The following is a 23987-nucleotide window of genomic DNA, read 5'->3' as shown; positions in this document are numbered from 1 at the left end:
TGGAATCATAAAAGAATACATTCCGCTTTAAATTATGATACTCCTATGTTATACTTCAAAAAAATAAGGAATACTTAAAGGAAATATCTCTGGCTCCCGTGCAATACAAATTATTTTCATATATTGTAAATTTATAAAAATTATTATAATATAGTATTTATTTAACTATATTAAGGATAATTTAATAATGAAGAGAATAATTGTAACAGGTGGAGCTGGTTTTTTAGGCTCACATTTATGTGAAAGACTATTGAAAGAAAATAATCATGTAATAGCTATAGATAATTTTTTTACAGGAAGTAAAGAAAATATTAGTCATTTACTTGATAATAAAAATTTTGAAATTATAATAAATGATATAATAGAATATATACATGTAGAATGTGATGAAATATATAATTTTGCCTGCCCTGCATCTCCTATACATTATCAAAGAAACCCAGTTCATACTTTTAAGACAAGTATTTTTGGAATACTTAATATGCTTAATTTAGCAAGAGATTGTAAAGCAAGAATACTTCAAGCATCAACAAGCGAAGTTTATGGAGATCCTTTAGAGCATCCTCAAAAAGAAAATTATTGGGGACATGTTAATCCTAATGGTATAAGAAGTTGCTATGATGAAGGTAAGAGATCTGCTGAAACTTTGATGATGGATTATTATAGACAGTACAATACTGATATAAAGATTATAAGAATATTTAATACTTATGGTCCTAGAATGAATGAAAATGATGGAAGAGTTGTTTCTAATTTCATTATACAGGCACTTCAAAATATACCTATAACAGTTTATGGAGATGGAAGTCAGACTAGAAGTTTTTGCTATTGCGATGATTTGATTGACGGTGCTATAAAGATGATGAATAGTGAGAATTTTATTGGACCTGTTAATTTGGGAAATCCTTATGAAATGACTGTTTTGGAATTTGCTAAAAAAATTGTGGATATGACAAATTCTAAATCTCAAATAATATTTAAAGATCTTCCACAAGATGATCCTATAAAAAGACAGCCTGATATAACTTTAGCTAAAGAGAAACTTAATTGGAAACCTGATTATAAATTGGAAGAGGGCTTGAAAAAAACCATAGAATATTTTGATAATTATCTAAAAAACAAATAAAGTGATAAATTTGCTTTTTTTTTCTTTCATGCTAAAATATGAGTAAACATAACATGTCAGGATATTTATAAATTATGAAAGAATTACCAAATTTAATTACATTAATAAACTCTATCAAAAGTGAAATATGTTATTCTTATATTAATAGAATAGTTGCTATAGATAAACAATATAAAGAAATGGAAGATGTAGAAGGTCAAAAAATAATAGATGTTCTTAGATACGGCGGATATATGCATTTTCAATTTTCTCAAGATGCTATGCTTATAGATTTAGGTCCAAATGGCTCTTTCGTATTAACAGAAGATGATACATACAAAAACAGTATTCTTAAACTCGAAACAGATCATGGTAATTTTTTTGTAGTTGAAGATGGGAAAAATAAAGATGAGATAACAAAAATCATACCTATATGGAAAGATTCTACAACTATGCCTCAAATAGGTTATGATCCTCTTACAAAACAATTTAATTATAATCTATTCTGCCAATTACTTGCTGATAATGATACTACAGTAGAAAAATTGATAAAAAATCCTTTGATATTAAGCGGAATAGGAAATGTATATGGAGATATGATACTAAAAAAAGCATCTATTACCAAAAAAACAAAAACTTCTGATATCAATAAAGTTAAGGCAAGAGAAATATTTGACGCTATTAAACAGGTTTTAAGAGAGGCTTCAGGAAATACAGAAGAAGAAGATTCAGAATCTACTGAAGAATAATTAATTAACAAACAATAAGTTCAATTAATAAAAACAGAACTTATTGTTTATTATTATAAAAGTTTATCTATTTAATCAATAGAATAATTCAGGTTCAGCTCTTCTTTGGAATTCTTCTTCAAGATCATGCTGATGGTATAAATATCCTTCATCATCATAATATCTGCAATGTTCAGGACATTTTTTTACGCATGCCCCACATTTGATGCATTTTCCAACATATTTAGTAATATCATCAAAATCAATAGAAGCCAAAGGACATACATGAGCACAAGTTTTGCAATTAGTACATTTTGAAGTATCTACTTTAGGCTTAACTTTTAATATATCTATAGCATGCTCATTTTTATCTTTAGGCATATAATAAGGACGAATAGGATAATTACCTCTTACTTTTATAGGTTCAGTAGGTACTGTATCCATATTATTTATTTTTTCAACTACCTTTTCTACAAATTCAAAAGCTATAGCCATATCTTTATCATCAGGTCTTCCTGCACCAAGCACATAAGAAAAAGCATGCTCACCGATAAATCCAGCTCCTGCTATAGTATAAAAACCATTTTCCTGCATAGTATTTCTAAGCTCTATCAAAGAATCATCAAAATTCCTATTTCCATACAACACTATAGGTATCGCCAAAGCCCCTTGAGCTTTTATATTATTCTTATAATAAGGAAGCATTACATTTGGTATTCTTCCTGCATAAGTTGGCGTTCCACATATTACCAAGTCATTTTCTTTAAACTCTAATATACCATCCCTTTTTTTAGGTAATGAAAAATTATATTTTTCAAAAGGAACTCCTAATTTTTTTGCTATATTTTCTCCAACAAAAGAAACAATCTTTTGTGTTGTACCTGTAGCACTATAATAAATTGAATAAACCTTATCAATTTTCATAATTATACTCCCTTCAAGTATTTTAAACTATACATACAAACTATTATGTAAATTTATTTTAATATGTCAAGAATAAAAGATAAAAATATTAATTATTAATTTAAATAAATTTATTATAAAAATTAATTTATCTATTGACATTTTTTTGTCTTATTATATAATACTTAAATCTAAAGAATGTTTTCTTTAAGATTTAGGGGCCAGTAGCTCAGTCGGTTAGAGCAGATGACTCATAATCATCGGGTCCGGGGTTCAAGTCCCTGCTGGCCCAATATCCCTAAATGTTATCCTTATATAATATAATTTTATTATCTCCTTTAATTTTAGGTTAATTATTTATGGGAAATTATAAAAAGACACTTATATGTGTCTTTTTTTATTTTAACTTTCTTCTATACTTATCCTATACAATACAACATTCCTAGTTACTATAACACTACCTTTAATATTTTCAGGAAGTTCTATATTGATGGAATCATTAGAATTGAATTTTATTTCAAATATATCATTTCCAAACTGCATACTATATTCTTCTTTATCATAATTAGCATCTAAAGATATACTATGACTTATTTTCCCAACTATAGGAGCAAAAGTAGTAACTTCAATATTACCATTCTCATTTATTATAGCTTCTATATCTATATCAAAACTAAGAAAATTTTTTATCTTTGCCTTTCCTCTGTAAATACCATTTCTATCTTTTAATAACATTCATATAATCTCCAAATATAATTTATAATATATAAATAATAACATTTTTTCAAAAAAGACAAATTTCAAAAGTATATAATATTAATTTTTTATAAAAAAAGCGGATTTCCAAATAAGGAAATACCGCTTAATAGTTTTTTTATTTATCAATTTAATTTAGCATAGAAGAATTTATGAGCTCCAAGAGGATCATAAATAACATTTGATAATTTCTTACTAACCATAATAGGATCTGTATAAAAATAAAGAGGTATCAAAGCCATATCTTCCATAAGAATATCTTCAGCCTCATGCATAGCTTTCATTCTTATATTTTGATCCGAATAAGACATAGCAAGTTTTAATTTATCATCATAAATCTTATTTGAATATCCTCCATTATTTTGAACACTATAGCTTAAAAATACACCTAAAAAACTCATAGGATCATTATAATCAGCTATCCAGCCATGACGAGCTATAACATAATTTTTTTCTTGTCTTGTAGTTTGGAAAGTAGCCCATTCTTCTTGAGCTATAGTAGAATCTATAGATAATTCTTCCTTCCACATCTGCTGTATTGCTTCAAATATCTGTATATGCTCTCCTGCATTAGATTTGAATTCTATAACAGGAAAACCCATACCATTAGAATATCCTGCCTCAGCCAAAAGTCTTTTAGCCTCTTCAACATTTTTTCTATAATCTTCAGGCTTTATACTATAATAATCTCCTCCCACTTTTCTAAAATCCCCATCAGCATTTTCTGTATCATTAACACCGCTAGGAACCCAAGCACTTGCAGGAAGCTGTCCACCTTTAGTTACATTTTCAATCAAATAATTTCTATCTATAGACAAACTTAAAGCCTTTCTCACTTTAGGCTCTTTCAATACTTCATTAGTAATATTCAAACAATAATAATAAGTACCCAAATAAGGAGAAACATACATTAACCCTTCGCTTTTTAAATTTTCAATATCTTGCAAAGGAGGATTATTAGCAAAATGTATAGAACCTTCTTTTATAGCAGCAACTGCCGCAGTACCATTTTGCATAAGTATAAATACAAGTTTATTAGGTACTATATTATCAGCATTCCAATAATTAGTATTTTTTACCATAATAAGCCTGTCATCTGTTCTTCTTTCAATCATAACAAAAGGACCATTTCCTATATAAGTTTCAGGAGATAAAGTCCAATTATCACCATTTTCCTCTATAATGTCTTTTCTAATAGGATAGAATGTAGGAAATGCAGTCAACTCCAAGAAATAAGCTGTAGGAGTATTTAATCTTACTTCTAAAGTTTTTTCATCTATAGCCTTAATACCCAATTCAGAAACAGGCTTTTTACCAGCATTAATATCCAAAGCATTCAATACAGGTTCAAATTGATAAACATACTCTGAAGCTGTAACAGGATCAACTGCCCTCTGCCAAGCATAAACAAAATCTTCAGCTGTAATTTTTTCTCCGTCAGACCATTTAGCATTATCTCTTATATGAAATGTATAAGTTAATCCGTCTTCACTAATATCCCAGCTCTCAGCAGTACCGCCTATTATTTTATTATCCTTATCTCTAGTGGATAATCCCTCAAAAGCATGCTGAATATAAATACTTCCGTCTACAGTAGAATTCAAAGCTGGATCTATAGTTTTAGGTTCAGGACCTACATTTATATATATCGCTCCTTCATCTGATGTCTTGCCTTTGCAAGAAACAAAAAATATCATTAAAATAAATGATAAAGTTATTAATAAAATCTTTTTCATAACTATTCCTATTTTTGTATTTTAAAAAATTATATTCCATATTATTCATTAGTCAATTATTTTTTTTATAATTAACAAGCAATTCTTTACAATTACAAATTTTAAAGTATAATTATTCATAAAAAAGAGATAAATACATATATGCAAGAATTATTTTTATTTCCAAACTATAAAGCAAAAAATAATTATCTAAAAGATAAATTCAAAACTTATACACTAGATATAAGTAATTATCAAACCCTTCATCAATATTATAAACAAAATATAAATAATTTTTTTGAAAAATATAAAATAGAAAATGAAGTTCAGGATATAGATGAATCAATAGCAATAATAAATATTCATAATATATTATTTCAATATAAAGAAAAATATAAAAACTCATTAATAGCAAAACAAAATATCACTTATGAACTTGCATATACTTTATATAAACTTATAGAAGAAATAACATTGGCTAAATTTTATGATTTCAAATTAGATGATTATAAAAATTTAAAAGAGATTAATACTATAATAAATCTATATAAAAAATACAATAAAGAAAATAATTTATTAGATGAATTTGATATCTTTGAACTTTTTATTAATGCTATAAAAAATAGAGAATTGGATTTATTTAATAATTATAATTTAATAACGATTTATAATTTTGAGAAGATACCGCCTTTGCATTTAATATTTTTGGAACACATTAAAAAATATTATAAAATAAATATAAAAGTTATAATGCCTTATGATATGAAAGAGCATTTTAATAATTATAAATCATTCTATCAGGGAATTGATAATTTTGATATTAATAAAAATTCTAATTTTGCTAAAGCTCTTTTAAAAGAAAATAATAATATAATTCAATATAAAGAAAAAATTAAATTCATATCAGGATTCGGAGCAAAACAAGAAGCTGATACCGCAATTGATGAAATAATAAAACTTATAGATAAAGGTGTTAATCTATACGATATAGGAGTAATATTTTCGGATATTCAATTATACAGCGATATAGTTTCAAGCAGATTAAAAGAATGCAATATTAAATTCAATGAAAGAAGAGCTAATTTTATATGGAAAGTACCAATAATACCTGTACTCACATCTATATTTTTAATATTGGATAAATATAATGGAGAGATAGATATAGATGCTTTAATAAAAATATTATCTTCTCCATATATAAAAAATCTTGAAGGAATTAACCCTTACAATATAAGAGATTTAATTTATTCTTATGATGAAGAAATATTTTCAAAAATGTCTTTTAAAGATTTTAAATATAAAATTGCTAAAAAATTTAATAATAATGATGCATCAAAATCTATAATCAATTTTTTGGATTTATTAAATGAATTGGTATTGAAAAAAACTTATAAAGAAATAGGACTTTCATATATTAAAATTCTAAAATTCTTAAAAATAGAAAATATATTTGAAGATGATACATATAAAGATAAAGAAGAATATTTTTACAGAGATAATGAAGCATTAACATTATTTATTAATCTCATACTGGATATAGCATATACAGAAAAATTAGAAAATACACAAAATCAGCAAATAAGTCATTTTGATTTTCATGCAGCTTTAAATACTATTTTAAGAGATAAATCAATAGGACAAGATAATAGCAGAGATATATCAGTAACCATTAGTAATTTATATGATGCGAGGGGATTAAGATTTAAATATTTATTTATACTTGGAATGAATAATGATTTTATAAATAGAAAACCAAATTCATTTTTTATAGGGGCAAAATTAAGAGAGGAGATAAATAAAAAAAATAAAAAAATAGCTTTTAATACTCAAGGTTATTTATCAGATATCAATTATGCATTATTTCTTAATATATTATCTTCATGCTATGATGACAGTAATATTTATTTTGCATTTAGATTTAAAGATGAAAAAGGTAATTTAGAGATTCCTTTTTATTATTTAGAAGATTTATACAGAGAGCTATATAATGATGACTTTAAATTTGAAAGTTTAGATAAAAACGGACTTATATACAGAAAAGAATATATACAAAGAGAAGATAATATTCATAGCGATAAAGAAAATCTTATGAGTTTATTTTTGTATAATGATATAGCTTATAATATTGAAAATATAAATGATATTATAGATACAATTTATCATAAACAAAATAAGAATATACATCATAACTTTGAGAATAAAAATGAAGAGATAAAAAATTTCTTTTTGAATCTTTTTAAAGATAAAGTATCCGTTACAACATTGCAGGCTATAATGGAATGTCCTGCTAAATTTTTCTATTCTAGTTTGTATTCAAAAGAATCCGTTGAATCAAAAATACAGGGTATAAATTATATGGATAGAGGAAAGGCTTATCATAAATTCTTTCAGGATTTTTATAAGCAAGTTCAGGATAAATATTCTGATGATGGGGCTTGTCTTAAAGAAAGTGAATTTAATAATTACTGTAATATAGCAAATGAAGTTGTAGAAAATCATATAAATAATTTAATAAATATATATTCAGAAAAAGATTTAGAAGAAAAATATAAATTAGAATATGAATCTGATTATAATGTAATAAGAGAAGAGGCATTGAATGTAATGTCATCTTTCATCAAAAAAGAAATAGAATTTAATAAAATAAAAGAAGAGGAAGGATTCTATTATATACCATCTCATTTTGAAAAATATATAGGAAGCAAATATGATGATGACTTTATAATATATCAAAATAATGATTTATCTATAAAAATCAAGGGAATAGTAGACAGAATAGATTTCAGCTACTCTGATAAAGAAAATAAAAATATAGATGGTGTAAGGATAGTTGATTATAAGTCTAGCTACAAAAAAGAAAAGGCTAAAGGAGAAACTCAAAAGGACATTATAAAAGAAAATATAAGAATATATTTTCAGCCTATTTTATATTTAAAATTCATATTAAATAAATATATACAAAAAAATATAGCAGAAAAAATAAATCATTGTGAAGTAGTATTTACAGTATACAAAGAAAAAGATGTTATAAATGAATCGCAGGAAATAAATCAAACATATAATGATAGAGATATGCTTTTATCTATATGCGGATATATTGAAAGCGAATATAATTTGAATGATTATTTTGATGAAGTATTCAATAAAATTATGCAAGGAGAATTAGTTTATATATCAAACAGTACAAACTGTGAAAATTGTTATAATGCTCCTTACTGCGAAAATGCATACAAAAAAGATGATGAAGAATAGAATAATTAAACACTTATATCTATAAAATCAAATTTCTTCACATCGAAAAGCCCATTAGTAGTAAGTTTAATCTCTGGTATAACAGGAAGTGCCATAAATGATAATGTCATGAAAGGATCAATATCCTTATTCACATTAAGCTCTTCATGTGCAAGTTTATGCATAGAATATATTTTCTTTACTATATCATTAGGATCTTCATCAGACATAATACCAGCTATTTTCAATTCTAAAGTGTCAAGAACTTTTCCTTTTTTTACTATGGTAATGCCCCCAGAACATCTTTCTATCTCTTTTACAGCAAGTATTATATCCTCATCATTATCACCTACAGATATTATATTATGAGAATCATGAGAAATACTTGTAGCTATTGCTCCATTTTGTAATTTATAATTTTCTATAAGTCCTAATCCTATTTTTCCAGTAGCCTTATGTCTTTCAACTACAATCAATTTTAATATATCAACACTCTTTCTATATTTAAAATATCCATTTTCAAAACCAACTATTCTAATATTTTTTTCAGTAAATAAATCTCTATTAACTATTCTTATAACATTAGCCTCATCAGATTTTAATTTTATCTGTATATCATTAATTGTTATTGGGGCAATATTTATAGTGCTTAATATTTTATTATTTGAAATATCCCTATCTAACTTTTTAAATAAAGCCTTTCCATTTTCAGAAACTAATTTTCCGTCAATAAATACTTTATTCGCTTTAAAATCTTTCAAATCATCAAATAAAACAATATCAGCCTTATATCCAGAAGCAATTAAACCAATATTTTTAAGTCTATAGCATTCTGCCGCATTAATGGTAGCCATAGCAATAGCGTTAAATACATCAAGACCATTTTCAACTGCTATTTTTAAATTATGGGATATATGTCCATGCTCCACAATATGATCCAAATGCTTATCATCTGTACACATAGCACATCTTCTAGCATTGCTTTGATTAACGCCTTGCAAAAGAGAAGTTAAATTCTCAGCAGCAGAACCCTGTCTTAAAAGTACATACATTCCATTAGCAATTCTAGCCTTTAATTCTTTGGCAGATACGCATTCATGATCAGTATAAATACCAGCTGTTCTATACGCACTCAAAGTTTTTTCTCCAAGCATCACCCCATGTCCGTCTATTATCTTATCAGCATTGATTGCAGCAATTAATTTTTTTAATACTTCTTTATCAAGTGATAATACGCCCGGAGAGTTCATCATCTCAGCAAGCCCAAATATATCCTCATCATTTATAAACTCTTCTATTATGTTAGAATCAAGTACAGCTCCCGAATCTTCAAAATCTATAGCAGGTACGCATGAAGAAAGCATAAATTTACATTTTAAAGGACTTTTCTTTGCAGACTCAATCATAAATTTAATTCCATCAATACCACATACATTGGCAATCTCATGAGGATCTGTTATAATCAAAGTAGTGCCGAAAGGTATTACCGCTTCAGCAAAACTTGAAGGCGTACATAAAGATGATTCTATATGCACATGCGAATCTATCAAACCGCTTGTAGCATAAGAGCCTTTAGCATCAATAATCTCTTTTCCATTATAAGAACCCAAGCCTACAATATAATCATCAATAATAGCAATATCAGCATCGATAATCTCCGCAGATATAGGATTGACTACCTTACAATTTCTTATAACTAAATCAACTTCTCTTTTACCACTTGCTGCTTCTATCATCTTAGATAATTTTTCTATAGTCATGAATTGTCCTTATAATTTAATATATATTTTAAATATAGTAAATTATAAGCAGATTTTCAAATTTCTTAATCATAATAATTAATATCTATATATTTACAAAAATCTTTTAGTAATTCATCAGTTCTTGATGCTATCTTTTCATCTGTCCAAGGATCATTTTCTGAAAGTTCTGGTGTATACATAAATAATTTATTATTATATATTTTAATTTTTTTATCTGTATCATTACTTGCCTGTATATTAGATCTTTTATCAAGTAATGTTAAATTTCCTAGTTTATGTTTAAAATCCTCTGAACAATTTATCCATTCGTCCTCTTTTGGATTTTGAGGATATATATGCTCTATTGTAGATTTGAGAGGTGTAAAAGTTATATCTATAGTATTTTCTAAAGTTTCTAATAGTGGTTTATTAAATAAAAAATACAATAATGCACGCCCCCATTTTAAATTATAAAAATTAGATATTCTTAAAGTATTGCAAACTCCTTTAGATAATATTTCTAAAGTTTTACCATCATGTGTAATAACTCTTGGATTTAATTTTATAATTTCATTTATAGAATTATTATTAGTTTTTATAACTCTTAAAATAGAAAAATTAAAGGATTTTATTTTTTCTATTGTATAACCATTTACTAGATGCAGCCAATGCCATTTTACTAAAAATTTAGCAATATGCATAATATCATTATCACTATATTGTTTAAACTTCATAGCCGTAAGTACAGGAATCCAAGTATATGCATTTTTACCCATTATTAACAAATGTCTCAAACACCCAATATAAGCATTTCTCATATTCATAATATACTCATAACAAGATATAAAATTCTCAAATTCTATTATTGCATCCCATTTATCCTTACCTTTCCATAATTCTCTAATATTTTCATCACTTGTACCCTTGATACTATCAGGCTTGTGCATAGTGATGTAATATTTAAATAAAGACTCCAATGTTGTATTTAATTCATATGATTTTTGTTCTAAAAGTTTCCATTTAGATTCAAAATCTTTATGTCTGTTAATATTCAAATCGTACATCATTTCTGCTTTAATAATGTCTGTAGAATTTAACTCAAGACCTCTTGTATTTAAAACAGAAAATATTTTTAAAGCACTGCTTCTAGATGAAGTTTCAACTTTTACAAATTCTATATTTGATAAAACAAAATTTATAAATTTTATAATATCAAAGTTATCAGAATATTCTTTCTTTAAATCATCATAAAATTCTTTTAATAAATTATAATTTTTATATATTAATATTTTATCATTCGTTTTGTTTAAATCTTCATTTAAAAGTAAATCAATTATATAAGATGAATCATTAGACTTTTCAGACATAATTTTAGATATTTCTTTTTTCTTTGCCCATAAGCAATTTTTTAAAAATATATTCAATTCTGAAATAATTTCCTGTTCATCTTATGTATAGTTAGTAATTTTAGAAAAACAGTTTTTATTAAAATCTTTCTGTATAACTTTTAAAAATAAAATAAATGTTGTTAACCTTTGCTGACCATCTATTACATTATGTTTATTATTATCTTTCTCATCTACTACAGTTATTATAGAACCAAAAAAATAATTATTATTATATCCATTTATATATGCATTATATGCTTCAAATATATCATTTATAAATTCACTTATATTATCTTTTTTCCAAGAGTAGTCCCTTTGGTATAGAGGTATAAAATAGTAAAAATTATTATTAGAATTACTAGATAGTAATTCAATTAAACTTATATGAGTTACATTTTTTATCATATTATTATTCATTATAATCTCCAAAAATATAGAGCCTAACTATTTTTAATAGCTAGGCTTATTTTTATTTAAAATTATTAATTATTCACTTAAAATCTTTCTCAAAACTTCATTAACAAGTTTAGGGTTACCCTGACCTTTAGTAGCTTTCATAGTCTGACCTACCAAGAAACCGAATGATTTCTCTTTACCTGCTTTGAAGTCCGCTACTGATTTAGGATTTTCTTCTAAAACTTTTCTTATTATAGTTTCAAGCTCTCCAGTATCACTTACTTGCTTAATGCCTTTTTTATCAACTATAGTAGAAGGTGCCTCACCTGTTTCGCACATATCTTCAAAAATCTCTTTCGCTATTTTACCGCTTATAACACCTTCATCTATAAGTTTGAAAATTTCGGCAATATGTTCTGGTTTTGGTTTGAAATCTTTTATAGTTTGAAGTTTTTTATTTAAATAAGCATTAACTTCAACCATTATCCAGTTACTTATTTTTTTAGGCTGTTTAGGATAAGCTTTAACGGCAACTTCATAATAATCAGCTAAAGCAGCATCTTCTGTAAGTACTACTATATCCTGATCAGGTAAATCATAATCTTTTTTAAGTCTTTCGCGTTTTTGCTGAGGAAGCTCTGGAAGCTCTTTTTTAGCCTGATCAATCTCTTCATCTTTTAAAACTAAAAGAGGTATATCAGGGTCTGGTAAATATCTGTAATCTGCAGCACCCTCTTTTGAACGCATACCCTTAGTAGTGTTCTCTTTAGCATCATAAAGTCTAGTTTCCTGTAAGATTTTCTCTCCATTATTTAATGCTTTTATTTGACGCTTAATCTCATAGTCAATAGCAAGTCTTACATTTCTAAAACTGTTCATATTTTTTACTTCAGTCTTAGTACCAAGCTCCGTACTTCCTTTAGGGCGTATAGATACATTGGCATCGCATCTTAAAGAACCTTCTTCCATGTTACAGTCAGAAACATCAATATATTTAAAAATCTTTTTAAGCTCTGTAAGATACTGATAAGCTTCTTCTCCTGTAGAGATATCAGGCTCGCTTACGCATTCTATCAAACAGCATCCAGCACGGTTTAAATCTACATAACTTAAAGGTCTTCCTGTATCATCATGAACTAGTTTACCCGCATCCTCTTCCATATGTATTCTGTTTATTCTTATACTTTTATTGTATGAAGAGCCATCATCATTAAGTACAGTTATATCTAGATGACCTTCTGTACAAATAGGCTCGTCCATTTGAGTAATCTGATAGTAGGAAGGCAAATCTGGGTAGAAATAATGTTTTCTAGCGAATCTGCTTTTCTTTTGAATAGTGCAGTTAGTAGCAAGTCCTGCTTTGATAGTTTTATGCACCATTTCTTTATTAACTATAGGCAAAGTACCTGGGTGAGCCTGACATCTTGGACAAGTAAGAGTGTTTGCAGGAGCACCGAAAGTGTTTGGGCATGAACAGAATGCTTTAGTTTTAGTATTAAGCTGAACATGCACTTCTAATCCTATGACTGCTTCATATTCCATATTTATTAATCCTAATTATTAAAGTAATTTTTTAAAATATTATGTTTATTTTATATGAATTTTGATTTTTTTTCAATATAGTTTAATTAGTAAAATTCTAAAATTGACAAACATTCTAATATTGTTATAATTAATAATACTGTATAGAATAAAAATTAATTATTAAATAATACTATTTATTAAATTCTTTTATGAATTGAGAGTGCTAAATGAAACTTATAAATGATGATTGCTTTAATATTTTTGATGATTTTAATAATGAAATATATCTAATATTAACTGATCCTCCATATACTATATCAAAAGAAACAGGATTTATGAATGTAAAAAATGGAGTAAAAAGATTTTCTGTTAGTTATCTGTATTGAAAAGTTCCATAGAATATAATGGATCATGTATAGGATGTTACTGGTATGATCCAAAAAAATTTAATGAAGAGATAAGTAAAAAATAAAAAATATATTATCAATCATATATCTTGAAAAACATATGTAAATTTATTATAATATAAAAAACACTATTGATTAAAAAATTTTAAAAATTATCTTAATTTCTATTAAAATATCTTGGAGTTATAATAATGAAATTCGTATCTTTTGTTGAATGGAACAATACAGAATCTGTAGGAATATTAAGCAAAGACGGAAATAAAGTTATTAATATTAATGAAATAATAAGCGATTTCAAACCAAATAGCAATCCTATGATTCAGCTAATAAAAATGATAAATGATGATAAAACTATATTAAGCAAATTAGAATATGCAGAAGAAAATTTTGAAAGAGCATATTCTATAGAAAATGTGAAGATATTATCTCCTATAAGAAAGCCTATACATGATATTATATGTGTAGGTGTAAATTATAAAGATCATTTGGGAGAGATAAAAAATGATATGACAGATTTCAAAGAAGAGGAATTGAAAGAGCCTGTTTATTTCTCTAAAAGAGCTATAGAGATTATGGGGCTTGGCAATAAAATTAAAGCAAGATTCGATTTAGATGAATGCTTGGATTATGAAGTTGAGCTTGCCGTTATTATTGGAAAAACTGCAAAAGATATTAAGCCTGATGAAATTAATGATTATATATTCGGATATAGTGTATTTAATGATATATCTTCAAGAAAATTACAAAAAAGTCATTTACAATGGTATAAGGGAAAAAGTTTAGATTATTATTCTTCTATGGGTCCTTGTATAATTCATAAAGATGATTTGAAACTTCCTTTAGAACTTGATGTGAAAAGTTTATTAAATGATGAGATAAGACAATCTTCAAATACTAAATATATGATTCATAATATAAATTATTTAATATCTGATATCTCTAGAGGAATGACTTTGGAAGCTGGAGATATAATTGCTACAGGAACTCCAGGAGGAGTTGGCATGTCATTTAAGCCTCCTAAATACATGAAAAGTGGAGATAAAATAGTATGCTCTATAGAAAATATAGGGGAGCTTATTAATTTTATAGAATAATTTTAATTTTTATAAAATTATAAATTTTGACAAACATAAATAATTATAATAAAATATATATAAATAAATTATTAGGAATTATATTATGAAAACTATATCATTAAAAAAAATTAATACTAATATAATAATTTTATTTTTATTGAGTATAATAAGTTTAGCCTCTCCTATTATAGTGCATTATTTAGGATTAAAAGGAACAGAATTCCTTCCAATATTTTTTGCCTTATCATTAGGAGCATATATATTAAATCCTTTATTTTTAATAATGCTTTCAATAATATCTCCTATTTTAAATTATTTACTTACAAATATGCCTATGCCTCCAATATTATATTTTTTAATATTTGAAGGAATAGTATTCTCTTCCATTATAGGTTTTGCTAAAAATAGAAATATATCATTTATTTTGCTTTCATTATTTGCATTTATTTTTGCTAGATTATCATCTGTTATTCTTACTTTCATTTTTAATATAAATATTAATACTTGGATTAACGGATTAATATCAGCTTATAAGGGTGTAATAATTAATTGGGCTTTTGCAAGTATAATGTATCTTATTTTTAAAGAAAAAGATAATTAATATAATGAAGAATGCTTACAAAGAATTTGAAATAGAAAACATATCAATAACAGCATTAGGAGATTTGGATAGAGAGCTTGGAGATGAATTAAGGGCATTAAAAAGAAAAGAAATTGATTTTCCTATTAAAATAACAGAAAAAATAAAAAAATATTATGAGGAATATATTAAAATTAATAATAAAAAATTTGATATTCTTCTTTATATACCTTCAAATAAAAATAATGGTATAATGAATTTCTTTGCTGATTATATTGCTAGAGAGTTTAATATAAAAAAATATGATTCTATAAAAATTAAAAAAGATATAAAAGAACAGAAATTTTTGGAAACTCTTAAAGAAAGAAATGAGAATATAAAAGATGCCTTTGAAATTATTGATCAAAAAAAACTTGAAAATAAAAATATACTTTTAATTGATGATGTTTATGCTTCGGGAGAAACGCTAAAAGAGATTATAAAAATAATTAAAAAATTTGAATTTAATTATAATTTAGAAATATTAATTCTTTGTTATAGAAATCATATTTTTAATTAAAGTTATTTATTAATATTGAATTATCAAAGATAAAATAATATAATTATATTTAAAATATATCATTTGGGATTTGTTTATATGATAGATAAGAAGGTTAAAGAGCTTACTAGAAAAATAGAAATGGAATCAAAAAAGCTTGATAAAAAAATAAAAGATATAGAAAAAATAAAATTAAGTATAACAAAAGATTTAAAAAAAAATGTCAAAGAATTAAAAAGCCAGCAATTAAGCAAACTGCAAGAAGAAAAGAAAAATATTACAAATAAAGTAAAGGAAATGAAATCAAATCTTCTAAATGCCAAAAAAGAAAGCACTACAAAAGAAGTTGATAAAAAAATAGAAGAAAGTAAAAAAAATACAAGAGTTGATATTAATAAAAAACCTATAGATAAAACTGTAAAAAAAATTATGAATATGATGGCATTATATAATAAAAATGCCAATGATGAACTTATTAATATTTTAGAAACATTAAAAGATAAAGAATTAAAAAAGGAAACAGGTGCCTATTACAAATCCATATACAAAACTTTTATGCATATTCTTCAATATGACATGTATTTATTTAAAGCATATAAAAAATATTCAAATAAAAAATATATAGATAATGAAGAGATATTTAATCATTTAAATGATGAGGATTTAAGTTTTAATGAAGATATGGATTTTCAAACTATAATAGAAATACGAAGAAAATTAGATGATATTATAGTATCTATAATAAATTCTATAGAAAACTTTAATATATCAGGAAAAGTTATAATACTAAATAAAGAGATAAAAAAACCTAGATATCATTTGATAATGCATGCATTTAATCATAGTACTCATTATAGGGGAGAAATATCTGTTATGTTGGATCAAATGGGCTTCAGTAATGACTATAATGATTTAATCAATAAGCCCTAATATATATAGTACAAGATCATTAAAATCTAATTTTATATATTTAGCCATTTCAGGTATATCGGAAGTGTTTGTCATACCTCCTTGAGTATTTACCTCCATAAGATAAATATCATTATTCTCAGATATTATAGCATCTATTCTTGAAAGTCCTTGACAACCTAAAACACTGTATGCTTTTTTGCATGTTTCTATTACCTTATTTTCTATTTCTTTTGATAATTTAGCAGGCATCTCCATTTCAGTTTTTCCAGGAGTATATTTAGCATCATAATCATATATTTCATTTTTAGAATTTATTCCAAGTATAGGAAAAACATAAATACCATCTTCTTCCTTTACCAAACCTACAGTAATCTCTTTTCCTTTTATATAGGGCTCTAAAAAATAATTATTCTTATCATCTATCTTTGAAGTAATATCATCAAATTCTTTTTTTGTTTTAATTAATGATACTCCAACACTTGAACCGCTTGATATAGGTTTTAATATTATAGGGAAATTAAATGATAGTGAATTTCCTTTTATATTATTATCATCAATTTCTTTAATATCTTTTAAAAGCATAAAATCAGCAGTTGATACATTGGAAGATTTCCATATTCTTTTTGTATAAACTTTATTCATACAAACGGCACTTACCAATATATTTTCACCTGTATATTTAATATTAAGACTCTCTAAAAGCCCTTGAATAGTTCCGTCCTCTCCTGAAGTACCATGAAGTATATTATAACAATATTCAATATTATTTTCTTTTAATATTTTTACCAATTCATAAGAATCATTTACATCTATTAATATACAATTATTTTTTAACTCATCAAAACTAATTAATGACTCATAAACATTCTGCCCGCTTCTCAAAGAAACTTCTCTCTCCTCATTCTGTCCACCATACAAAACAGCTATTTTTTTATTTTTGAATCTGTTTAATATATTTTGTTTTAATTCATTATTAATTATCATTTTATTATCCGTATATTTTTATACTAACATTTATCGTATATTTTTTTAATTTCATAATCAATTTTTAATTCCAAATTCTATTGTATTAAAATAGTTATAAATTACCATTTACTTTATTATGAATAAGGTTTATTATGTATATATTATGAATACTAGTTTAAATAATAATAAAATAAAAAAATCTGTTTCTAAAATAAGTGCGGTTATATGCATAATATGTGCAAGTTCAGCTATAGCGGTTTTGGTTCTCTTAATAATTAATTCTAAAACAGCAAGAGAGATAACTTCATTTTCTCTCTATTCTAGTTTTCTTACAATATTTTATATTATAAATTCAATATACCATTTCTTTCCTTTTAATAATAAAGCTAAAAAAGTTTTTTATATATTATCCCATGCTTTTTTCATAATGATGATATGGGGCATTTATATACCTCCATGTTTAATATCATTAAAAAATGGCTGGGGCTGGAGTTTCTTTGGTATTATCACAGGACTTTGTGCATTAGGAATAACTTTAAGAAGTGTATTTGGATATAGATGGAGAGGAGCTATCGAAACTATATACTATTTTTTATTAAATTGGATTTGGCTTATAGCAATATCAAAAATATCTTCTGCTGTAGGAGAATATGGAGTTATATTATATTTGACAGGTTTTTTGCTATTAAATATAGCAATGGTATTTTATAGGCTTGCTATGTATGAATCTAATAAAAGATATACTTTATTTCTACCTTTATTTTATTCACTTTTAATAATATCAAATATTTGTCATGCTGTGTTTATGTTTAGATATGTTGCCAATATTTCATAACTTTGTTATAATTTACATATGTACAATATATAATAAATGGAGTGCTGATTTATGATAAAGCAAAGATTAAGCGATTATATTCAAAACAGTATTAAAGAAAATTGGGATATAAATGCATTAGCAGATTATGGAACTGATAATATATTAAAGTATAGCGATGTAGCAGAAAAAATATCAAAAATGCATATAGCTTTTAAAAAATTGGATATACATAAAGGTGAAAAAATAGCATTATGCGGAGGAAATTCAGTTAATTGGATTTTAGCATATTTGTCAATTATAACTTACGGTGCTGTTGTTGTACCTATACTTGTTGATTTCTCCAAAGAAGATATTGATTCCATTATTAAAGATTCTGGATCTAAATTCCTATTTGCTGATAATAATATTTTGAAAGCTTTAGAAAGCGATACTTTATCATTATTAAATAAATCTTTTTGTTTAGAGAACTTTAATACATTTATACAAAAATCAGATAAAAAAGATAAAGATGAAAATCTATTTAATCAAATAGAAATATCAAATTTCAATAAAGAAAATTTTAATCTTACAATATTTGAAAATGATACTTTAGCTGCCATTATATACACTTCAGGTACTACAGGTTTCAGTAAAGGTGTAATGCTCAATCATAATTCATTAGCTGCCAATATTAGATTTGCAATTGATAATATGGAAATGAATCCTAATGATAATGTACTTTCATTTCTGCCTCTTGCTCATGTATTCGGATGCTTATTTGATTTTTTATTTCCGTTTTCAAAAGGGGCATGCATACATATGCTTAATGTTATACCTAGTCCTAATATTTTGCTTAAAGCTTTTGCCGAAGTTAAGCCGAATTTAATATTAATGGTGCCTCTCATTATAGAAAAAATTTATTTAAAAAAAATACTTCCTACTATACAAAAACCTTTGATTGCCAATTTATTGAAAATGCCTATTATATCATCTTTAATAAAATCAAAGATAAGAAATGCTATAACAGATTCTTTTGGAGGAAATTTCCGTGTTGTTATAATTGGAGGAAGTGCTTTAAATAGTGATATTGAAAAATTTCTTATGGATATAAATTTTAAATTTACTGTCGGATATGGCATGACAGAATGCGGACCTTTAATAAGTTATTCTCCTTGGGATAAGCATGTGGCAAGAAGCTGCGGATGCTTAATAGATACTTTAGAAATAAAAATAGATGCTGAAAAAGAAGGCGATGTTGGAGAGATTATGGTTAAGGGTGAGAATGTTATGCTTGGATATTATAAAAATTATAAGGCTACTGCTGATGTTCTTTCTAAAGATGGCTGGCTTAGAACTGGAGATTTAGGAGTACTTGGAGAAAATAATAGAATATTTATAAAAGGAAGAAGCAAGAATATGCTACTTGGGGCAAGCGGTCAGAATATTTATCCTGAAGAGATTGAAAGTAAATTAAACACTATGCCTTATATTTTAGAGTCTTTGATTTTACAAAGAGATAATAAACTTCATGCATTATTATATTTAGATGCTGACAGAATTAAACAAGAAAATCTAAGCGAAGAAGAAATAAATAAAATTTTAGAAAATAATAGAATAGAAGTAAATAAAGTACTTCCTGAATTTGGAAGAATATCTGGTTTTACTATTCAAAAAGAAGAGTTTATAAAAAATCCTACTAAAAAAATAAAAAGATTTTTATATAAATAATCATTGTATATGTAGCAATATGGATATAATTAATTTTATATCCATATTTTTTTATTTAAATTAAAAATTTTATTAGTATTAGTATAAATAATAATAAATGCTACCACTTTTATTTTTTATTTTTTCTAATATAAAGCTTGTTTTATTATACAGTTTAACACAGTCAAATATAACAGTATTTCCATTATGATCGATTATATCTTCTTCTTTACATTTACTGCATCCTATAGACATACTTTTAGGACAGAATGCAAAATTCATAGCAGGTATAAAACCTTCTTTCACAGATATAGTATGCTTCAAACTCTTTCCAGCCTCAACTGCAGATACAACCAAATCAGCACCTAATTTATATAAAAAATCTACACTATAATCGTTAATAGCATTAAGACCAATACCAGCCCATAATATGCATTTGCCTCTAAATGCTTCAATATGCCCTAAATTATTACATATCACTATCATATCTTTTAACTTTTCTTCTCTATATATTATATTTTTTATCACCTCAATATCTTTATCGAATGTTACATGAGGAAGTATTATACCATCTATTTTTTTGCTTTCAAAAAGATTAATCATATTTTCATCATAAACTTTTGGAAGAAGTATTTTTTTATCATAATGTATATCAGAATATAAATTTAATTTCTCCTCACTATCAACAATCAAAACTTTTATATCAGTATTAGGATAATTAATATTTTTTTCATTATATATTTCTTTATTATAATTGATTTGTTTTGACTGTATTAAAATATTTTCTAATTTTTCTATTAAGCATCTTCTAGCTTCATTTAAAATTTTCACAGGTATAAAAGGATTTTCAAATTTAAAATCAATATTAATATTTTCAAATTCAAATACCGTATTTCCTGTTTTTGAAAGAGAATTAAAAATATCTTCTTTGGAAGTTGATTTAGTTTTGGCTTTTTGAATTATATAATAGCTTATATATTCTATGCTATTTAATCTTTCATCATATTTACTATTAACTGTTAATTTTATTTTGTCATTATCAAAACCAATTATGCAATTTAAATTTAATGAATGCTTAAAATTATCACCTTCAATTATTTTATTTGCTTCGTCCATCTGTAATTTATCGGTTGTTCTATAAACTTCATCTCCGATATTAACATTCTTCAAAACGGCAGAAAAACTCAAATTGCCTTTAGCTCTTTCAACTCTTACATTATCCTTATACAAATCAGAAATCTGCATTCCTACTTTTCCGCTATCTCCGAATGAAAGCCCGTCATAAACATTCAATTCTTTTTCAGCTTTTATATATATTTTATTTTTCTTGTACGCACTAACCTCTCCTATATACTCGCCATCATGACTAGGCTTATAATTTTCAAAAATATCTTTTGAATTATAATAATAGCCTTGAGAAAATCCTCCTCTATTAAAAATTTTCATTAAACTTTCTCTATACTTTTCAATAGGTATATTCTTATTTTCCAAAACCAAATCAATAGCATGTCTGTATATAGAAGCTGTAATTGCAGCGTACTCACTTCTTTTTGCCCTGCCTTCAATCTTAAAAGAAGTTATACCGCTCTCAAGCAAGTTTGGAATTATATCAATAGTCATCAAATCTTTTGTGCTTAAAGGATAATCCGTTTTGCCTCCAGTATATTCCATTCTGCAAGGCTGGGCACATGCTCCTCTGTTTGCACTTCTTCCTCCATGCAAATAAGAGTAGGCACATTGTCCTGAAAAACTGACACATAAAGCTCCATGAACAAAAGTTTCAAGTTCTATATCAATATTATCTCTAATAAATTTTATATTCTCCAAACTCATCTCTCTTGCCAAAACTACCCTATCAATACCGATACTTTTAAGAAGTTTTACACTGTCTAAATTATTACACGACATTTGGGTACTTGCATGCATTGGAATATTAAGATTATTTCTCACAATATCAATAATGCCTAAATCCTGTATGATAATAGCATCGGCTCCCATGTTATAAACACTTTTTATAAGAGGAAGTACTTTATCAATTTCATCATTATAAACTAAAGTATTAACTGTAATATAAACATTAACATTTCTTAATTTTGCAAACTTTATATTCTCTTCAAGAGTCTTATCATCGAAGTTTTCAGCAGCACCTACCCTAGCATTAAAACTTTTAGTACCAAAATACACAGCATCAGCTCCAGCATTAACAGCAGCCTTTAAACCTCTTTCATCTCCTACAGGTGCGAGAAGTTCTATTTTTTTATTTTGTGTTTTTATATTCAATTTATTTTCCATTTTATTTTATTATTATTAAAAATGTTGCATTTTATATATTTATATAATAATATATTTGTTTAATGTTTGGGCTTTCCTCAAACCCAAGTTCTTTTTGTGCCTAAAAGAAACAAAAAGACTGCATTTTTTTAATACAAAAACGAAGCAACTCTATTAATAATTTAAAATATAGCATATAAGAAAATGAATTCAAGTAATAAAAATTATATTTTTTTATAAAATATGTTATTATTTATATAAATTCTAAAATAGGGTTTAGAGTGAGCCGAAGCCAGCTAGTGAATTTAGTCGATAGTTTATTTAAGACAATACAAAAGGGGACTTCGTCGCGAGCATAACAACAATAGGAGCTATTACAATGAAAAAAATTATTTTATTTCTTTTAAGCATTAATTTATTATGGGCGTTTCCTCCTCAAATATATTTTTCTGAACTTTTAAGTGATAATGGTAAAATGACAAAAAATACCCTTAAAGTTAAAAATCTTGACGGAACTTATTCTGCTGCTGTAATTTATTTTAGCGGAGAAATTACATTAACAGGAGTGCTTGAAAGAGCTGATGATTTTGAAACTAATAATGCTTTAAGATTTTATCCTGATAATAATATTGACTTGCCTTTTTTATTTAGTACAGATTCTCATAAAATAGAGGATTATAAAGAATTTGAAAGATTAAAGTTCGGTGTTTTATTAGATGATAAAAATATCAATTTACCATCTCCTTTGAATAAAGCATTTTTAGGAGTATCAGCTGTAAAGGCAGAGGTAACAATAAGAAACTATCATTTTTATGGTGAAGGCGAAGCTGGAAGAGAAGCTTACGGAGAGCTTGTAAGTTTTAAGTTATTAGGAGATATTAAAACAGAGTATTTTACTAAAGATAATTATTATTATCGTGGAAATGGTAATTATAATATTCTTAAATATAATTCTAAAGATGATTATGTGAATATAAGAGATAAAGCAAATGGAAAAATAATAGGTAAAATTTTGAAAAACGATATGATTAATAATGGAGGGCTTTTATTAGCTATTGATGATTATTATGGAAGTAATGAAAAAGATTGGTGTGAAGTATATTATATGCCTCCAAATGCTAAAGATGGAAAAGATGCAATTCATGGCTTTGTGCATGGTTCTCAGATAAAATATTAATTATATTGAAAATATATTTTTTAATATAGAATTTTAGAATTTATTCAACTTTTTCCCGCCGCAAAAAGT

General features: G+C 25.7%; 19 protein-coding genes, 1 tRNA gene and 1 pseudogene. 12 read left to right on the top strand and 9 right to left on the bottom strand.

Features of this window, described 5'->3' with window-relative positions; genetic code table 11:
* Positions 1-187 precede the first annotated feature (187 nt).
* Positions 188-1126, top strand: coding sequence for a UDP-glucuronic acid decarboxylase family protein (locus Q1J76_RS02490; protein ID WP_300366307.1), 939 nt, complete (start codon positions 188-190; stop codon positions 1124-1126).
* Between the two features lie 74 nt (positions 1127-1200).
* Positions 1201-1854, top strand: a complete 654-nt coding sequence (locus Q1J76_RS02485; RefSeq protein ID WP_300366304.1) for a DNA-formamidopyrimidine glycosylase family protein — start codon at positions 1201-1203, stop codon at positions 1852-1854.
* Positions 1855-1929: 75 nt separating this feature from the next.
* Here the strand turns inward: Q1J76_RS02485 and Q1J76_RS02480 are convergent, their stop codons facing one another.
* Complete coding sequence (locus tag Q1J76_RS02480) at positions 1930-2757, bottom strand: EFR1 family ferrodoxin (RefSeq protein ID WP_300366301.1); 828 nt, start codon at positions 2755-2757, stop codon at positions 1930-1932.
* 197 nt (positions 2758-2954) lie between these two features.
* Here Q1J76_RS02480 and Q1J76_RS02475 point away from each other — a divergent pair.
* Positions 2955-3028 (top strand) — tRNA-Ile (locus Q1J76_RS02475).
* Positions 3029-3138: 110 nt separating this feature from the next.
* On the opposite strand, the gene Q1J76_RS02470 is transcribed toward Q1J76_RS02475, so the two are convergent.
* Positions 3139-3471, bottom strand: coding sequence for a hypothetical protein (locus tag Q1J76_RS02470; protein WP_300366298.1), 333 nt, complete (start codon positions 3469-3471; stop codon positions 3139-3141).
* Positions 3472-3617: 146 nt separating this feature from the next.
* Entirely contained in the window at positions 3618-5228 is a 1611-nt protein-coding gene (locus Q1J76_RS02465; RefSeq protein WP_300366295.1) for a peptide ABC transporter substrate-binding protein, read from the bottom strand.
* A gap of 141 nt (positions 5229-5369) precedes the next feature.
* On the opposite strand from Q1J76_RS02465, the gene Q1J76_RS02460 reads away from it, so the two are divergent.
* Positions 5370-8459, top strand: a complete 3090-nt coding sequence (locus Q1J76_RS02460; protein WP_300366292.1) for a PD-(D/E)XK nuclease family protein — start codon at positions 5370-5372, stop codon at positions 8457-8459.
* 5 nt (positions 8460-8464) lie between these two features.
* Here Q1J76_RS02460 and ade read toward each other — a convergent pair whose 3' ends face one another.
* The 4 genes and pseudogenes from ade to gatB form a co-directional block, all read right to left on the bottom strand.
* Positions 8465-10198 carry an adenine deaminase gene (gene ade / locus Q1J76_RS02455; RefSeq protein ID WP_300366289.1) on the bottom strand — a complete coding sequence of 578 codons (1734 nt, stop codon included), beginning with the start codon at positions 10196-10198 and terminating at the stop codon, positions 8465-8467.
* Between the two features lie 65 nt (positions 10199-10263).
* Complete coding sequence (locus Q1J76_RS12465; RefSeq protein ID WP_367182058.1) at positions 10264-10881, bottom strand: HNH endonuclease family protein; 618 nt, start codon at positions 10879-10881, stop codon at positions 10264-10266.
* Between the two features lie 375 nt (positions 10882-11256).
* Positions 11257-11973, bottom strand: a pseudogene (locus tag Q1J76_RS12460) (DUF262 domain-containing protein); the annotation flags it as partial.
* 81 nt (positions 11974-12054) lie between these two features.
* Positions 12055-13506, bottom strand: coding sequence for an Asp-tRNA(Asn)/Glu-tRNA(Gln) amidotransferase subunit GatB (gene gatB / locus Q1J76_RS02440; protein WP_300366280.1), 1452 nt, complete (start codon positions 13504-13506; stop codon positions 12055-12057).
* A 209-nt stretch (positions 13507-13715) separates the two neighbouring features.
* On the opposite strand from gatB, the gene Q1J76_RS02435 reads away from it, so the two are divergent.
* The 5 genes from Q1J76_RS02435 (at position 13716) to Q1J76_RS02415 (ending at position 17019) form a co-directional block, all read left to right on the top strand.
* A complete protein-coding gene (locus Q1J76_RS02435) occupies positions 13716-13874 on the top strand; it encodes a hypothetical protein (RefSeq protein WP_300366277.1) in 159 nt (52 codons plus the stop codon).
* A gap of 212 nt (positions 13875-14086) precedes the next feature.
* Positions 14087-14989: a fumarylacetoacetate hydrolase family protein gene (locus Q1J76_RS02430; protein ID WP_300366275.1), complete on the top strand. Its 903-nt coding sequence runs from the start codon at positions 14087-14089 to the stop codon at positions 14987-14989.
* A gap of 85 nt (positions 14990-15074) precedes the next feature.
* On the top strand, positions 15075-15572 hold the full coding sequence (locus Q1J76_RS02425) for a hypothetical protein (protein ID WP_300366272.1): 498 nt from the start codon (positions 15075-15077) through the stop codon (positions 15570-15572).
* A 4-nt stretch (positions 15573-15576) separates the two neighbouring features.
* The gene (locus Q1J76_RS02420; protein WP_300366269.1) at positions 15577-16110 is read left to right on the top strand and encodes a ComF family protein; all 534 of its coding nucleotides are present in this window, start codon (positions 15577-15579) and stop codon (positions 16108-16110) included.
* 78 nt (positions 16111-16188) lie between these two features.
* Positions 16189-17019: a DinB family protein gene (locus Q1J76_RS02415; protein ID WP_300366266.1), complete on the top strand. Its 831-nt coding sequence runs from the start codon at positions 16189-16191 to the stop codon at positions 17017-17019.
* On the opposite strand, the gene Q1J76_RS02410 is transcribed toward Q1J76_RS02415, so the two are convergent.
* Positions 17002-17985, bottom strand: a complete 984-nt coding sequence (locus Q1J76_RS02410) for a D-alanine--D-alanine ligase family protein (protein WP_300366263.1) — start codon at positions 17983-17985, stop codon at positions 17002-17004. The genes Q1J76_RS02415 and Q1J76_RS02410 overlap by 18 nt on opposite strands.
* Before the next feature lie 145 nt (positions 17986-18130).
* On the opposite strand from Q1J76_RS02410, the gene trhA reads away from it, so the two are divergent.
* Both trhA and Q1J76_RS02400 read left to right on the top strand, forming a co-directional pair.
* The gene (gene trhA, locus Q1J76_RS02405; protein WP_300366260.1) at positions 18131-18802 is read left to right on the top strand and encodes a PAQR family membrane homeostasis protein TrhA; all 672 of its coding nucleotides are present in this window, start codon (positions 18131-18133) and stop codon (positions 18800-18802) included.
* 51 nt (positions 18803-18853) lie between these two features.
* The gene (locus tag Q1J76_RS02400; protein WP_300366257.1) at positions 18854-20491 is read left to right on the top strand and encodes an AMP-binding protein; all 1638 of its coding nucleotides are present in this window, start codon (positions 18854-18856) and stop codon (positions 20489-20491) included.
* Positions 20492-20569: 78 nt separating this feature from the next.
* Here the strand turns inward: Q1J76_RS02400 and Q1J76_RS02395 are convergent, their stop codons facing one another.
* Positions 20570-22762, bottom strand: coding sequence for a peptidase U32 family protein (locus tag Q1J76_RS02395; protein ID WP_300366255.1), 2193 nt, complete (start codon positions 22760-22762; stop codon positions 20570-20572).
* Positions 22763-23120: 358 nt separating this feature from the next.
* On the opposite strand from Q1J76_RS02395, the gene Q1J76_RS02390 reads away from it, so the two are divergent.
* Positions 23121-23918 (top strand): hypothetical protein, encoded by a 798-nt coding sequence (locus Q1J76_RS02390; RefSeq protein ID WP_300366252.1) that lies wholly within the window; start codon positions 23121-23123, stop codon positions 23916-23918.
* The last annotated feature ends 69 nt before the right edge of the window (positions 23919-23987 follow it).

Source organism: Brachyspira sp., assembly GCF_029258575.1.
In the GTDB taxonomy this organism is placed as follows: Bacteria; Spirochaetota; Brachyspiria; order Brachyspirales; family Brachyspiraceae; genus Brachyspira.
Note: the sequence above shows the minus strand (reverse complement) of the source record. Positions and strands in the feature narration are given on the sequence as shown.

Coding starts and splice junctions, on each gene's coding strand:
- Q1J76_RS02415 (WP_300366266.1), top strand. CDS start 16,189: ATGATAGATAAGAAGGTTAAAGAGCTTACTAGAAAAATAGAAATGGAA.
- Q1J76_RS02430 (WP_300366275.1), top strand. CDS start 14,087: ATGAAATTCGTATCTTTTGTTGAATGGAACAATACAGAATCTGTAGGA.
- Q1J76_RS02435 (WP_300366277.1), top strand. CDS start 13,716: ATGAAACTTATAAATGATGATTGCTTTAATATTTTTGATGATTTTAAT.
- trhA (WP_300366260.1), top strand. CDS start 18,131: ATGAATACTAGTTTAAATAATAATAAAATAAAAAAATCTGTTTCTAAA.
- Q1J76_RS02425 (WP_300366272.1), top strand. CDS start 15,075: ATGAAAACTATATCATTAAAAAAAATTAATACTAATATAATAATTTTA.
- Q1J76_RS02480 (WP_300366301.1), bottom strand. CDS start 2,757: ATGAAAATTGATAAGGTTTATTCAATTTATTATAGTGCTACAGGTACA.
- Q1J76_RS02490 (WP_300366307.1), top strand. CDS start 188: ATGAAGAGAATAATTGTAACAGGTGGAGCTGGTTTTTTAGGCTCACAT.
- Q1J76_RS02400 (WP_300366257.1), top strand. CDS start 18,854: ATGATAAAGCAAAGATTAAGCGATTATATTCAAAACAGTATTAAAGAA.
- Q1J76_RS02390 (WP_300366252.1), top strand. CDS start 23,121: ATGAAAAAAATTATTTTATTTCTTTTAAGCATTAATTTATTATGGGCG.
- ade (WP_300366289.1), bottom strand. CDS start 10,198: ATGACTATAGAAAAATTATCTAAGATGATAGAAGCAGCAAGTGGTAAA.
- Q1J76_RS02485 (WP_300366304.1), top strand. CDS start 1,201: ATGAAAGAATTACCAAATTTAATTACATTAATAAACTCTATCAAAAGT.
- Q1J76_RS02460 (WP_300366292.1), top strand. CDS start 5,370: ATGCAAGAATTATTTTTATTTCCAAACTATAAAGCAAAAAATAATTAT.
- Q1J76_RS02410 (WP_300366263.1), bottom strand. CDS start 17,985: ATGATAATTAATAATGAATTAAAACAAAATATATTAAACAGATTCAAA.
- Q1J76_RS02395 (WP_300366255.1), bottom strand. CDS start 22,762: ATGGAAAATAAATTGAATATAAAAACACAAAATAAAAAAATAGAACTT.
- gatB (WP_300366280.1), bottom strand. CDS start 13,506: ATGGAATATGAAGCAGTCATAGGATTAGAAGTGCATGTTCAGCTTAAT.
- Q1J76_RS02465 (WP_300366295.1), bottom strand. CDS start 5,228: ATGAAAAAGATTTTATTAATAACTTTATCATTTATTTTAATGATATTT.
- Q1J76_RS02420 (WP_300366269.1), top strand. CDS start 15,577: ATGAAGAATGCTTACAAAGAATTTGAAATAGAAAACATATCAATAACA.
- Q1J76_RS12465 (WP_367182058.1), bottom strand. CDS start 10,881: ATGCATATTGCTAAATTTTTAGTAAAATGGCATTGGCTGCATCTAGTA.
- Q1J76_RS02470 (WP_300366298.1), bottom strand. CDS start 3,471: ATGTTATTAAAAGATAGAAATGGTATTTACAGAGGAAAGGCAAAGATA.